This is a genomic window from Caballeronia sp. EK, from assembly GCF_014384845.1.
In the GTDB taxonomy this organism is placed as follows: domain Bacteria; phylum Pseudomonadota; class Gammaproteobacteria; order Burkholderiales; family Burkholderiaceae; genus Caballeronia; species Caballeronia jiangsuensis.
The window spans coordinates 400810-413895 of sequence record NZ_JACSUE010000004.1; the positions used below are offsets into that span (position 1 = coordinate 400810).

General features: G+C 61.3%; 12 protein-coding genes. 7 read left to right on the top strand and 5 right to left on the bottom strand.

Annotated features, from left to right (window positions below; all coding sequences use genetic code 11):
- Window positions 1-1550: 1550 nt before the first annotated feature.
- On the top strand, window positions 1551-2759 hold the full coding sequence (locus tag IAG25_RS14165; RefSeq protein ID WP_187605407.1) for a DNA-binding protein: 1209 nt from the start codon (window positions 1551-1553) through the stop codon (window positions 2757-2759).
- Here the strand turns inward: IAG25_RS14165 and IAG25_RS14170 are convergent.
- Entirely contained in the window at window positions 2750-3790 is a 1041-nt protein-coding gene (locus tag IAG25_RS14170) for a tyrosine-type recombinase/integrase (RefSeq protein WP_187605408.1), read from the bottom strand. The genes IAG25_RS14165 and IAG25_RS14170 overlap by 10 nt on opposite strands.
- Window positions 3791-3976: 186 nt before the next feature.
- Between IAG25_RS14170 and IAG25_RS14175 the strand changes: the two genes are divergently transcribed.
- On the top strand, window positions 3977-5401 hold the full coding sequence (locus IAG25_RS14175) for a DUF2252 domain-containing protein (protein WP_187605409.1): 1425 nt from the start codon (window positions 3977-3979) through the stop codon (window positions 5399-5401).
- A 67-nt stretch (window positions 5402-5468) separates the two neighbouring features.
- Here the strand turns inward: IAG25_RS14175 and IAG25_RS14180 are convergent, their stop codons facing one another.
- Complete coding sequence (locus IAG25_RS14180) at window positions 5469-5825, bottom strand: DUF2471 family protein (protein WP_035502759.1); 357 nt, start codon at window positions 5823-5825, stop codon at window positions 5469-5471.
- Window positions 5826-6092: 267 nt separating this feature from the next.
- On the opposite strand from IAG25_RS14180, the gene IAG25_RS14185 reads away from it, so the two are divergent.
- A complete protein-coding gene (locus IAG25_RS14185; protein WP_035502761.1) occupies window positions 6093-6278 on the top strand; it encodes a CsbD family protein in 186 nt (61 codons plus the stop codon).
- 121 nt (window positions 6279-6399) lie between these two features.
- Here the strand turns inward: IAG25_RS14185 and IAG25_RS14190 are convergent, their stop codons facing one another.
- Window positions 6400-7002: a helix-turn-helix domain-containing protein gene (locus IAG25_RS14190; RefSeq protein WP_187605410.1), complete on the bottom strand. Its 603-nt coding sequence runs from the start codon at window positions 7000-7002 to the stop codon at window positions 6400-6402.
- A gap of 152 nt (window positions 7003-7154) precedes the next feature.
- Here IAG25_RS14190 and IAG25_RS14195 point away from each other — a divergent pair, with 152 nt between their 5' ends.
- A complete protein-coding gene (locus IAG25_RS14195) occupies window positions 7155-8357 on the top strand; it encodes a glycine C-acetyltransferase (RefSeq protein ID WP_187605411.1) in 1203 nt (400 codons plus the stop codon).
- A gap of 99 nt (window positions 8358-8456) precedes the next feature.
- The gene (gene tdh / locus IAG25_RS14200) at window positions 8457-9488 is read left to right on the top strand and encodes an L-threonine 3-dehydrogenase (RefSeq protein ID WP_035502771.1); all 1032 of its coding nucleotides are present in this window, start codon (window positions 8457-8459) and stop codon (window positions 9486-9488) included.
- A gap of 10 nt (window positions 9489-9498) precedes the next feature.
- On the opposite strand, the gene IAG25_RS14205 is transcribed toward tdh, so the two are convergent.
- Window positions 9499-10137, bottom strand: coding sequence for a YceI family protein (locus IAG25_RS14205; protein WP_187605412.1), 639 nt, complete (start codon window positions 10135-10137; stop codon window positions 9499-9501).
- A gap of 179 nt (window positions 10138-10316) precedes the next feature.
- Here IAG25_RS14205 and IAG25_RS14210 point away from each other — a divergent pair, with 179 nt between their 5' ends.
- A complete protein-coding gene (locus tag IAG25_RS14210) occupies window positions 10317-10835 on the top strand; it encodes a hypothetical protein (protein ID WP_187605413.1) in 519 nt (172 codons plus the stop codon).
- A 39-nt stretch (window positions 10836-10874) separates the two neighbouring features.
- On the opposite strand, the gene IAG25_RS14215 is transcribed toward IAG25_RS14210, so the two are convergent.
- A complete protein-coding gene (locus IAG25_RS14215) occupies window positions 10875-11768 on the bottom strand; it encodes a LysR substrate-binding domain-containing protein (RefSeq protein WP_187605624.1) in 894 nt (297 codons plus the stop codon).
- A 134-nt stretch (window positions 11769-11902) separates the two neighbouring features.
- On the opposite strand from IAG25_RS14215, the gene IAG25_RS14220 reads away from it, so the two are divergent.
- Window positions 11903-13084 (top strand): M20 aminoacylase family protein, encoded by a 1182-nt coding sequence (locus IAG25_RS14220; RefSeq protein WP_187605414.1) that lies wholly within the window; start codon window positions 11903-11905, stop codon window positions 13082-13084.
- Window positions 13085-13086 lie beyond the last annotated feature (2 nt).

The window sequence follows — 13086 nt, forward strand, 5'->3', positions numbered from 1 at the left end:
GGGTAAACGAATTGCGGCGATCCCGGTGCGTTTTCGGAACGGTCAAATCAAGGTCCCGAAAGCCCTCACCTGAAAAATGTTTTGCGTATTGCCGACTGTGGTGCGCTGGCGACAGCGCTGCCGCCGACTGCGCTTTCGCCCAAAATTGTGACCTCGCGGTGCACATCTTGCGACGCGAGCACTCACTTTTGGTTGGAAACGGAGGAAAGTCCCGGAAATCCTCACCTTTGCACAACTCCGTTCAGTCCCGTGCGGCATTTCGGGCCTTGATCCAAGGCACGTCCCAACGAAATAGGTCCCGAAAAACCTCACCTTGACGGGTTTCAATACTGTACCGCGTCACCTGAAGGAAAGCGCCGCCGCTCCTGAAAACGCTCACCTTTGCGCGTGGCCTCTGAAAAAGACACACCAATCCAGGCACTTATCTCGCTTTATTCACGTAATTAGGAGCAGGCACACTCCCGCAAACTCTCACCATTCGAAGCGTCGTCACACGCCGCACCAATGTTCGCTTCTCCCGAATTTGCTCACCTTATCTCGAAGCATGTACGCTGACGTTCAGCTATATCATTGATTTCAAGTGATTTTTAGCATCGAAACGTCGTAGAGGTTATCGCTTCTGACCCGTCGTCTCCAAAACTCTTCCCGCATCTCCTCACCGTCGAACTGCGGCACCTTCATAAGGAAACCACGAAAGAACCTTCCGTCAGCTCCTGAAAACGCTCACCTTAGTGACAAACATCGACGAATCTTGGCTTCGACGTGCAGTCCTGAAGGTCAGCCCGGCCCATAGTCCGGCTTTTCACTCCCGCAAACTCTCACCTTGGAGCCACAATGCGCAGAGATTTCGGGCCAAAGTCACGTAGGCGCCCGAAAATACTCACCTTCATCCCCGCTTGTTCCCCGCAAACGATCACCGATCGGTAAAAAAGACCCAATCTGATGGGCGAACACTGTCTTTCGCATGCTCCCGAGAATCCTCACCTTGCCACATCGATTCATCGCGAGAGAGATACCGAACATCAATGCTGCCATGGAAGTTTTCTCCCGTATCCGCTCACCTGCGGGTTTACGCGCTTCCCTGAATCCGCTCACGATCCTTCCCGCGACTACTCACCGAGAATCCCGAAGTCCGTCACCGATCCCTCCCGAAGAGCTTCACCATAGTTCCCGTACAATCTCACCTGATCACCGGCAAAGCCTTATCCCATAAGGCTTTGCCTTGGCGTTAACTGGGTTAACAAGGGTTCAAGGGTGTTTACTTCTAATACTCTCAAGCGTTACTGAGTCGCCGCGAATAGAGCAACCAAACCGAAATCGCGTGAAACAACGACAGAAAGCGATATACGAGCTAAAATCGTCGGAAAATCATATGCTTGCAGAGATAAGCTCAGGATGTTTCACGATAGGCCCCGTGGCATGTAGGCCGAATCCATCTGAACGCAGAAAGTCGTCAGTCTGAAGCGCGGCTGCACCTCAGTCAACGAAATCGATCACGTTCGACACGTAAAACGTTATGATCGTCACGTTGAACTGCCTCTTTTTCCGCCATGAATCAATACACTCGCGACAGTCTGCGTCAAGAAATCGAAGCGATGCGAACCGCAGGCGCCCGCCGCCAGGATCTTTCTCAACACGCGTGCAAGCGACTTTTTTTCGACCTCGGCATCCGTCCGTCGGTGATGACGGTCCGCGAACTCACTCAAACGGGTAGCGCGAGCGACATCCCTAAAGATATCGAAGCTTTCTGGGACAGCCTGCGCTCGGCGCTGCGCGTGCGCATCGATGCCGGCGCGATGCCAGAGTCGTTGCAGCAACGCGCGGGTGAGCTGCTGGCGGCGCTCTACGACGAGGCCCAGAAACTTGCACTTTCCGCTCTCGACGACGACAAAGCCCGTCTCGACGCCGCCGTGCAAGCGGCCCAGGCGCAGGTTCGAGATGCCAACGTGCGCCGCGAAGCGATCGAGCAGGCCCATCAGCGTGCCGAGGCGCGAGCCGAAGCAAGCGCCGCGCAGGTTGCCGCGCTGGAAGCCGACCTGAAGGCGCTGCGCAATCAGGGATCGGACGCTCAGGCGGGCTTACGCGAAATCATCGCGCGTTGCGAAAAGGAAAATGAGACCTTGTCGGAACGCCTGCAGAACGAGCAGGAGTCTGCTGCGCGGCTTCGCGATCGAATCGACGAACTGCAGAACGACCTGCGCCACAATACGGAGCACTACGCCCACCAGATCAAGGACGCGATCAAGGAAGCCGAGCGACGCGTTCATCCGATGTTGGTCGAGCTCGACGCTTTGCGTGGCATGGCAGCGACCTATCAGGCAGGCGCCCGCGAGGCGAGCCAGAAGGAATTCGATTTTATTCAACAACTTAGCGCCGCGAGAAGTCGCGCCGATCGACTCGAATCTCAGGTGCGGGCACAGTCCGACGAAATCGATGCACTTGTTCTCGAGCGCGATGCGCAGCGCGTCCAGTCTGGGGCCAGTGCGGAAGTCGGTGCGTTGATCGCGTCGCTGGCGGCCGAGGGCCGCCTGAGCGCCGCCGAAATCGCCACGCTTGGAACGCAAATGGACGGGCACATCGTTGCGCCGACCGCGTGTCCCGCATGCGAGGCCGGCGAACCGGAACTCCAGCGACACGAAGACGAATACGAACTTTCCTGCCCAAACTGCGAGCGGACGTCCGGCGCGGCGTCATCCAAGCTCGCTGCCATCGACGGCTTCCTCCGATCAGCGCGTGTCGGCGCAACGGATCAAAGGTGAGAGTTTTCGGGATCCGCGGCGGGCCCGTGCGAACCCGCGTCCGGCGTGCCGCTGGCGCGCGCCTGAGCGATATCCCGCTCCCGTATTTGCTCACCCATCCATTCCTGCCACGCGCGAAGCAGGCGCTGAACGGAGATCGTCTGCTGAAATCCGAGCCATTGGCCGACGCGATCGGGGTCCGTTCCGTCTTCGAAATGTTCCGCGGCGTAGGTGTTGCGCAACGTCTGCGGACTCGCCCGCGCGACGCGTGACGCAGCGATGCCGGACGCGGCCACGACTGCGTCGATCGCGCGCAGCATCGTCGCCTTGTGCATGGAGCGCCCCGACGGCGCCGCCGGGAACAGCAACTCGCCCGCGAGATCCGCCGTTTTGCGCTCGCTGATCCAGTTGTCGAGCAATTCGATGGCGAACGGCGCAAGCCGCGCTTGCCGGATCAGCAGCGGATTCGCCGCATCGACGGTGATGTACGGCGCGCCCGCCGCGTAGCAGTCGACGGTCAACTGCGCCGCCTCGCCTGTTTTCACGCCTCCGCCCAGAAATACGGCGACCAGCGCCCGGTCGCGACGCTCGCGCCAGCGCTGCGCGCCTGGCAACGCGCCCATCGGCGAAAACAGATGCGCGATGAGCAGCGCGCGCTCGTCGTGTGTAAGAAATCCGGTCGGCTCGTTGTCGCGCGCCTTGCGCCAGGCCGCGTCGCCGTCCTGGGCGATGAATCGCGCCGGGTTCGTTGCCGCCGATTCCACTTCCCGCACGTGATCCAGCACGCGTTCGATCAGCCTTAGGTAGCGCATCCGCTGTGGACGTCGAATGTCCAGTTGCGCGACGAACTGCTCGATGACGGGACGTTGCACCGTATGCAGCGTCGCGCGCTTCGCGGCCAGCCATTCGAGAAAGTTGCCCCACTGCGCGCGATACACATCGGCCGACGATGCCCGGAACGACTGTTGGGCGAGCCATGCATCGAATGCGGCGTGCGGATCGGCCTGCCAGTCGGCGCGCTGTTGGTCGAAGAGATCGGAAGTGTTCGGCATGGTGTCAGAAGGCGCAGTGCGCGCTGTGTTGCACTGCGCACAGGGTCGGGCTTCGAGCGCCGAACGTCAAGCGGAGGTGTTCGCCGAAGTGTCAATCACTGTCTTGCCGCGGATGCGTTTTGTCCTCTACTGTCGTCCATACGGCTTTCTTCGACCCGCAAGCACAAGAGCAAAAAGGAGTGAGCGATGGCCCGGCAATCCTGGCAGGAACGCCGCGCGTTGGGACGCGCCGCGCGCGAGCGCACGCCGCGCGGCGCGCACGATGCGATTGGCGATGTCGATCGCGATCCCATCGAACTATTGCGGATGAGCAGCGAAGGTCGCGTCGATGCGCTGATTCCCTTGCGCTACGGCCGAATGCTCGTTTCGCCGTTCACTTTCTATCGCGGGAGCGCCATTCTGCAGGCGCATGATCTGGCCACCACGCCTGACAGCGGCATCGCGATACAGATTTGCGGCGACTGTCATTTGTCCAACTTCGGCGGCTTCGCGACGCCGGAGCGCGCGCTCATCTTCGATCTCAATGACTTCGACGAAACCGCGCTCGGCCCCTGGGAGTGGGATTTGAAACGACTCGTCGCGAGCTTCACGATCGCCGGCCGCCATCTCGGCCACGGCGATCTCGCCGCCGACGAGTTCGCGTTTCTCGCCGCGCGCAGCTATCAGACGCATCTGCGCGAATACGCGGAAATGAGCGTGCTTGATCTCTGGTACGAGCGCATCACGTTCGATCGCATGTACGACGCCGTGCAGAACGAAGATGCGCGGCGGCGCATCAAGCGCGGCATCGAACGGGCTTCGCGCCGTACGCACGAAACGATGCTGCCGAAACTCGCCGAGCGAACCGGTGACGCGTGGCGTATCCGCGATGCGCCGCCTGCCGTGTTCCACATTCGCGGCAAGAGCACGCTGATCGACAAGAACGATGGCTGGATGACGCTGAAAGGCAGCCCACAGGAGATTTTCGGGGCGCTCATTCTGAAGTATGTGGCCACGCTGACGCCGGAACGCGCGAGGCTGCTATCGCAATTCACGCTGCAGGACGTCGCGTTCAAGGTGGTGGGCGTGGGCAGTGTCGGCACGCGTTGCCTCGTTTTATTGCTCACCGATCACCACGACAAACCTCTTTTCCTGCAGATGAAGGAAGCATCGACATCGGTTGTCGCGAGATACGCGAACCATGCGAGAGACGCCGACGATTCCGGCCACGACGGTCAGCGCGTCGTGCACGGGCAACGACTGATGCAGGCGGCCACGGATCCGTTTCTCGGCTGGGCGACGGGGCCTCTTGGACGTACGCTGTACATCCGTCAGTTGCGCGACATGAAGATTTCCCCCGAACTCGACACCTTCAGCGACGATGCCTTTCGCGAATACGCCGCACTCTGCGGCTGGGCGCTTGCCCGGGCGCACGCAAAATCGGGTGGACGCGCGTCGGACATTTCCGGCTATCTCGGCAACGGCGACCGTATGGCGGACGTGCTCGTGCGGTACGGCCGCGCGTACGCGGATCAGGTGGAGAAGGATTACGAGGTGTTTCGCGCCGCGTGTCGGGATGGCAGGCTCGAAGCGCGTTCCGATGCGGATATGTCGGCGGACTTTGCGCCCTGAAGCTATTCGATGCCGGAAGAGATGAACCAAGGCACGCGGTTCTCGCCGCGTGCCGGGCGGGTGCGCGTCAGTGCGCGGCGATGACGGCCTGCGGTTGTCGCTGTCGGGCCGCGCGCTCGTAGGCGTCCACGGCGAAGCCGAAAACGGCGGGCAAGGCATCGGACGATGCGACGTCGACTACGTCGTCGGTTTCGGGGAAATGGAAGTCGTCGGGACGCGCGAACAGTTCGCGCAATGCGGCTTCGTGCCGTCCGGCAAATCCGAGGTCCGCCACTGCCTCGGCCTCGATTGCGTGCAACAAGCGCCAGGTCAACGGCACGCCTTTGTCGATGTAACGCCCCGCTATCTGCCGCGTGATCTGCTCCAGATCACGCACAGCGCGGGCAAACTGCCTCCTGCTGAGATTCTCGCCATTCGACTCCATGATTCACCCCCTTCGCCAACTGGTCTTATTGTACTGTATAAACATACAGTACTTGTTGCAATGAAACTAGCGTCGCGCTACTCGACCCTGGTGTATGTGCGATTCCGCCTACGTGCGTTTCAGACATCCGCTGCTATGCGTGCCGGCCAACGAAGCGCATCGTAGAACCATGCTTAGGAAATCCCCTGAGCGGAACGCGCAGGCACTACTGCGTACGTTCGACGGCACTGCGCGGCCAACAGCGCTGCAAACCACGGGAGAACTGAGATGAACAAGGATCAAGTCGAAGGCGTCGGCAAGCAGGTGAAGGGCAAGATCAACGAGGGCGTCGGGAAAGTGACCGGCGACAAGGCTCAGGAAGCCAAGGGCGATCTGCAACAGGCTGCGGGCAAGGTCCAGAAGGGCGTGGGCGATGCGCGCGAAGATCTGAAGGACGCAGTGAAGAAGCCGTAAGCCAGGCGTCGAGTGCCGCGACGGCGGCGCTGCTTAAAGCGGGACGCACTCGACGTGCGTCCCGCTTTTCATTTGAGGTGGCCAGACTTTGTGCGCATAAAGTTGCGCTCGCGCTCCTACGTCATCCGTGAATCACCACCAGCAACGCCTTGGCGTCGGCGCGGCCCACGTTGCGGATCGCGTGCGCTTCGTCCGCTGCGTAACGTGCCGTTTCTCCCGCCTTGAGCCGCCGCGTCGCACCCGATGCATCCACTTCGATCGAACCATTCAGCACCGTGAGATGCTCGCGCGTTCCCGGTTCGTGCGCATTCGATGTGAGCGCCGCGCCCGATTGCAGCGTGAGTTCGTACCATTCGAACTTGCCGGCGAGTTCTATCGGTCCCCACACCCGCAGTTGATAGCCACCGTTATCGCCGGTCAGCGTCGGTATTTCATGCGGCCCTGCGACCCGGATGGCTTCAACGGGCCGTTGTTGCGCGAACAATTGATCCAGGCTGATGCCAAGCGCGTTGGTCAATCGCCACGCGACCGCGATCGTCGGATTCGCCTTGTCGCGTTCGATTTCCGAAAGCATCGACTTCGATACACCTGCCGCCCGCGATAGATCGTCCAGCGTCAGTTTGCGTTCACTGCGCAGGCGTTGAATGATCTCGCCGACGCGCGGCGGCGTTGCGCCTGCTCCCGCCAGATCGCCCGTTTTGCCTTCCGAACCCGTGCTTGCCATGAATCGATCAATCCCTTAAAGTGTTCGGCATATAGGAAATGCGTTCGAAATATCGAACATGTCCGATGCGATGAATGCACTATAACAGGGCTATAGGCCGCTTGCGGCGCCGCGCGGCCGAACACCACGATCAGCCCAAAACAAGGATTGCGATGAAAGACCGGTATCTCTCCCATCTGCGTTCGACGCTCGACGAAATGCGCGCTGCGGGCTTCTACAAAACGGAGCGCGTCATCGCGAGCCCGCAGTCATCGGCTATCCGGCTCGCGAACGGAAGCGGTATGCTGAACTTCTGCGCGAACAATTATCTCGGTCTTGCGGACGATCGCCGGCTCGTCGAAGCCGCAAAGGCCGGTCTCGACGCCGACGGCTTCGGCATGGCGTCCGTGCGGTTTATTTGCGGCACGCAGACCGTACACAAGGAACTCGAGCAGTCCATCGCCCGGTTTCTCGACACCGACGACTCAATTCTCTATTCGAGCTGCTTCGACGCGAACGGCGGCCTCTTCGAGACGCTGTTGACCGAGGAAGACGCGATCATCAGCGACGAGCTGAATCACGCCAGCATCATCGACGGCGTGCGGCTTTCGAAGGCGCGGCGTCTGCGCTACAAGAACAATGATCTCGCCGATCTCGAAGCGCGCCTGCAGGAAGCCGACGCCGCCGGCGCGCGCTTCAAACTGATCGCGACTGATGGCGTCTTCTCGATGGACGGCATCATCGCGAATCTTTCCGGCATCTGCGATCTCGCCGACCGTTACGGCGCGCTCGTGATGGTCGACGATTCGCACGCCGTGGGCTTCATCGGCGAAAACGGACGCGGAACGCCGGAGCACTGTGGCGTACTGGATCGCGTGGACATCATCACCGGGACGCTCGGCAAGGCGCTCGGCGGCGCATCGGGCGGTTATGTCGCCGCGCATAAAGAAGTGATCGATTTGCTGCGTCAGCGCAGTCGGCCGTATCTGTTTTCGAACACTTTGGCGCCGAGTATCGCGGCGGCATCGTTGAAGGTGCTCGAACTGCTCGACAGCGAAGAAGGCGCGACCCTGCGCAGGCGTGTCCGCGAAAACGGCGCGCACTTCCGCCGCGCAATGTCCTCGCTAGGCTTCGATCTCGTCCCCGGCGAACATCCGATCATTCCGGTCATGCTCGGCGACGCGCAACTCGCTTCGAAAATGGCGGATGCATTGCTCGAAGAAGGCGTCTATGTGATCGGCTTCTCCTACCCCGTCGTGCCCAAGGGACGCGCACGCATCCGCACGCAGATGAGCGCGGCGCACACACCCGAACAGATCGATCGCGCAGTCGATGCATTTGCGCGCGTCGGCCGGTCGCTTGGCGTGATCCGCTGAGCAGCGCCGCCGACTTTATGCGCATAAACCCAGGGACCGGACCACGAGCCCGCGACCGTCGAAGCAGCACCACGAAGACCAAACGTCAGGATCAACGCAATGAAAGCCCTCGCCAAACTCGAACGTGCACCCGGCCTTACCTTGACGCGCGTAAAGCGGCCTGAAGTTGGCCACAACGACGTTCTCATCCGTATCCGCAAGACAGCGATTTGCGGCACCGACATTCACATCTGGAAATGGGACGACTGGGCACAGAAGACGATTCCCGTGCCGATGCATGTCGGGCACGAATACGTCGGCGAGATCGTCGAGATGGGTCAGGAAGTGCGCGGGTTCGCAATCGGCGATCGCGTGTCCGGTGAAGGCCATATTACGTGCGGCTTCTGCCGAAACTGTCGCGCGGGCCGTCGTCATCTGTGCCGCAACACGGTCGGCGTCGGCGTGGACCGCGAAGGCGCCTTTGCGGAATTCCTCGTGATTCCGGCGTTCAACGCGTTCAAGATTCCGCCCGATATTTCCGACGACCTCGCCGCTATCTTCGATCCGTTCGGCAACGCAACGCACACGGCCCTTTCGTTCAATCTCGTCGGCGAGGATGTGCTGATCACCGGCGCAGGGCCGATCGGCGTGATGGCCGCCGCAATCGCGCGGCATGTCGGCGCACGCAATGTCGTCATCACCGACGTCAACGACTATCGCCTCGAACTCGCCCGCAAGATGGGCGCGACGCGCGCGGTCAACGTGGCGAACGAAGACCTGCGCGACGTGATGAGCGAACTCGGAATGACCGAGGGCTTCGACGTAGGTCTCGAAATGTCCGGCGTGCCGAGCGCGTTCACGGCGATGCTTGAATCGATGAATCACGGCGGCAAGGTCGCGCTACTCGGCATTCCGCCCGCGCAGACCGCGATCGACTGGAATCAGGTGATCTTCAAGGGTCTCGAAATCAAGGGGATCTACGGACGGGAGATGTTCGAGACCTGGTACAAGATGGTCGCGATGCTGCAAAGCGGCCTCGATCTATCGCCGATCCTCACGCACACTTTTCCCGTCGACGACTATCAGCAGGCGTTCGACACCATGCTGTCCGGAAACAGCGGCAAGGTCGTACTCGACTGGACCGCGGCCTGAACGCCGCACGTCATTGAGCCGAATCAGCCGGCGCTTTCGAAAACTCGGCCTGAATGGCGACGTGCACATCGTCGCCGACGGCTGGATACCACGTCGTCAATCCGAACTGCGCGCGGCTGAAATGTCCGTCGGCGGAAAAGCCCAACGTTTCCTGCTTCGTTAGCGGATTGACCGCGTGCCCGTTGAAAGTCACGTTCAGCGTGACCGGCTTCGTCGTGCCGCGTATCGTCAGGTCGCCGGTCAGTACGCCTTTGTCGTCGCCCGTGCGCTGAAAAGCCGTGCTGACGAACACGATGCTCGGATAACGCTCGACATCGAACATGTCGGGCCCTTTCACCATGCGATCGAGCAGCGGCACGTTGGTATTGACGCTCGACGCATCGATGGTCGCTCGCACCGAGCTTCCGGACATTCCGTCCGCATTCCAATCCAGTTGCGCAGTCGTCTTGTCGAATCGGATGACGAAACGCGAGTAACGGAAATGATCGACGTCGAAGCTCACGTTCCAGTGATGCGGATCGAGTTGATAACGCCCCGGCGGCACGCTCGATTCGCTCGACGACACATGATGCGTGACGACTTGTAGCGGCGTGCACGCCGTCAATGCAACCGTCGCCAGAAAAGGAACGAGACGCTTATAGACGTTCATCGGGCTTTGCCTCGAGTACAAGAAAAACTTCGACAAGTTTCGCCGAGATTGCAAAAACCTGCGCAAGCCGTCACGCGCTTTTCGTCAGCACACACGAAAATCGCGCGATCAGGTAGAGTTCGCCTCGACCTCCATCTCAAAAAAAGGCGCCATCGTAGACGCGCGATGGCGGAGAACCCATGCGCACATGGCTGTCCCGTTTCCGAACCTTCCGCGCGCACCTGTTGACCGTTGCCGCCATCGCCGCGTTGGCCTGGGCGCCTGCCGCGCACGCGAGCTGGTGTGGCGACGGTCTCTGGCTCGATGCGATGGTCGCATCGCATCACTTTCACCCGGACAAGGACTTCGAGCAGTTCAATCCCGGCATCGGCGCGGAATGCTGGGTCGCGCCGCAATGGGCGGTGACGGGCGGATACTTTCGCAACTCGCTGTCGAAGCCGTCGTTCTATGGCGGCGGCGTCTGGGGCCCGGACTTTCTTCACTGGAACTACATCAGGCTCGCCGTGATGGCCGGCCTCATATCCGGCTACGACTATGGCAGTTATGGTATCGGGCACAACCATACGGTCGGACCGGTGGCCGCGCCGCTCATCATGCTCGAATACAAGCGCGTGGGCGCGAACATCATCCTGATTCCGCCGATTCCTTCGAGCGATCTTCCGTTCACGCTCGGCTTCATGCTCAGACTGAAATTCTAGGGAATCCGAACTAAATCCCTATAAGATGTTCGGCGCATGTCATTTCGAACGCGCCGCGTGTTGCAGGCATTCCAGCAACACCGTCGCTGCGGGCGTCAACGGACTATCTCGCCGCGTCACGACTCTCACCGACACCGCGGGCAACGGATCCGCGATCGGAAAAATGGCGAGCCCTTCGCTGACCCACGAATGTTCGAGCAACGCGGCAGGCAGCGCGGCCAATACATCCGACCCGCGCAACAAGCCATGCGCGATGATGAAGCTCGGGCACTCGATCACGCGGTTCGGCACCGTCAGACCGCGCTCGGCATACGAGTGAAGCAGCGCCTGCGTCGAGCTTTCCGGCGACGGGTTCAGCAGCCACTCCGCATCCGATAGCTCCGCCAGCGACGTGCAGTGCCGCAACGGATGATCCGCACGCCCGACGATAGCCGAGCGGCTCTCATACAGTTCGATGTGATCGAATTCCGGCGCGAGATGCTCGGGCACGACCACCGCGACGACGAAGTCGAGCGTGCCGTCGCGCAAACGCGGCATCGCGACACCCGGAAAGCCTTCGATGAAACTCACGCGCGCGTTCGGCATCTGCCGCCGGAACGCGCGATACGCCTGCGGCAGTATCGATAGCGCGGCCATCGGCGTAATCGCCGCGCTTACGCTTCCCGAACCCGCGCTTTTCATCTGCGTGATGTCGTCTTCGGCGCGGCGCATCTCACTCACGATCAGATGCGCGCGCACGCGCAACTGCTGGCCGAACGCGGTCAACTGCACGCCGCGCGCCGTGCGTAGAACCAGCGGCACGCCGAGATCCTGCTCCAGTTCCTTGATCGCCTTCGTCAGCGCCGCTTGCGACAGATGCAGGCTGCGTGCGGCCGCGCGGATGCTGCCTTGCTCGGCGGTCGTCAGAAAGGCGCGTATCTGATGAATCTTCATGCTCATGAGCGACACCTAAGGGTTAGCACCGACGACTAATGGTAGTCACGCAATAAATTTACCGTCTTTTGGTTTGCTTTTCGGCTTTATATGCTTGGATCACGTTGATCACGCATCGAGCAAGGAGTGTCTACATGTTGTCAGTCGAGCCCGTCATCCCCGGCATTGCCGCCATAGCATCGGAATTCGTCGATGTGCGTCGTCGCATTCATGCGCATCCGGAACTCGCGTATGAAGAAACGCAAACGAGCGATCTCGTCGCCGGATTGCTCGCGCAATGGGGCTACGAAGTGCATCGCGGGCTCGGCAAGACGGGCGTCGTCGGCGTGTTGAACGAGGGCGCGGGCGGCAAGCGCATCGGCCTGCGCGCGGACATGGATGCATTGCCGATCGAGGAAGCGACCGGCCTGCCTTACGCCAGCAAGCACGCGCGCACGATGCACGCATGCGGCCACGACGGCCACACCGCAATGCTTCTGTGCGCCGCGCGCTATCTCGCCGAAAGCCGCCAGTTCTCGGGCACGCTGATCGTGATATTCCAGCCCGCCGAGGAAGGCGAGGCGGGCGCGCGCGCGATGATCGAAGACGGCCTCTTCGAAAAGTTTCCGTGCGATGCCGTGTTCGGCCTGCACAACATGCCCGGCCTGCCCGCGGGCGACATGTTCTTCACGCCGGGCCCGGGCATGGCCTCGTCGGACCGCGTGAACATCACGGTGCGCGGCGTCGGCGGTCATGGCGCAATGCCGCATGTCGCATGCGATCCGATGCCCGCCGTCGCGTCGATCATGCTGGGCCTGAACAGCATCGTCGCGCGCGAAGTGGATGCGCAAAAGCCCGCCGTCGTCACCGTCGGCAGCGTGCAGGCGGGCGAGGCGTGCAACGTGATTCCCGAGACCGCGCTGATGAAGCTCTCGGTGCGCGCGCTCGACGCGGGCGTGCGCAAGCAGCTCCAGGAACGCATCACGGCGCTCGTGAACGCGCAGGCGCTCGCATTCGGCTGCACGGCGGAAATCGATTACGAACTCGGTTATCCGGTGCTCGTGAATCACGAAGGGCCGACCGCCTTCGCCACCGATGTCGCGACGAAGATGCTCGGCGCGCAACGCATCGATCCGGCCGCGCGGCCGCTCATGGGCAGCGAGGATTTCGCGTTCATGCTCGAAGCCTGTCCGGGCACGTATGCGTGGATCGGCAACGGTGTCGGCTCGAAGGGCGGCTGCATGGTCCACAACCCGGCCTACGATTTCAACGACGACATCCTCGCAGTCGGTGCGAGCTACTGGGTGCGCCTGGCCGAAGCCTGGCTCGCCGACTGAAC

Excerpts from the sequence above, each read along its gene's own strand:
- tdh (WP_035502771.1), top strand. The coding sequence starts at position 8,457 with ATGAAAGCCCTCGCCAAACTCGAACGTGCACCCGGCCTTACCTTGACG.
- IAG25_RS14180 (WP_035502759.1), bottom strand. The coding sequence starts at position 5,825 with ATGGAGTCGAATGGCGAGAATCTCAGCAGGAGGCAGTTTGCCCGCGCT.
- IAG25_RS14165 (WP_187605407.1), top strand. The coding sequence starts at position 1,551 with ATGAATCAATACACTCGCGACAGTCTGCGTCAAGAAATCGAAGCGATG.
- IAG25_RS14185 (WP_035502761.1), top strand. The coding sequence starts at position 6,093 with ATGAACAAGGATCAAGTCGAAGGCGTCGGCAAGCAGGTGAAGGGCAAG.
- IAG25_RS14220 (WP_187605414.1), top strand. The coding sequence starts at position 11,903 with ATGTTGTCAGTCGAGCCCGTCATCCCCGGCATTGCCGCCATAGCATCG.
- IAG25_RS14175 (WP_187605409.1), top strand. The coding sequence starts at position 3,977 with ATGGCCCGGCAATCCTGGCAGGAACGCCGCGCGTTGGGACGCGCCGCG.
- IAG25_RS14170 (WP_187605408.1), bottom strand. The coding sequence starts at position 3,790 with ATGCCGAACACTTCCGATCTCTTCGACCAACAGCGCGCCGACTGGCAG.
- IAG25_RS14195 (WP_187605411.1), top strand. The coding sequence starts at position 7,155 with ATGAAAGACCGGTATCTCTCCCATCTGCGTTCGACGCTCGACGAAATG.
- IAG25_RS14190 (WP_187605410.1), bottom strand. The coding sequence starts at position 7,002 with ATGGCAAGCACGGGTTCGGAAGGCAAAACGGGCGATCTGGCGGGAGCA.
- IAG25_RS14210 (WP_187605413.1), top strand. The coding sequence starts at position 10,317 with ATGCGCACATGGCTGTCCCGTTTCCGAACCTTCCGCGCGCACCTGTTG.
- IAG25_RS14215 (WP_187605624.1), bottom strand. The coding sequence starts at position 11,768 with ATGAAGATTCATCAGATACGCGCCTTTCTGACGACCGCCGAGCAAGGC.
- IAG25_RS14205 (WP_187605412.1), bottom strand. The coding sequence starts at position 10,137 with ATGAACGTCTATAAGCGTCTCGTTCCTTTTCTGGCGACGGTTGCATTG.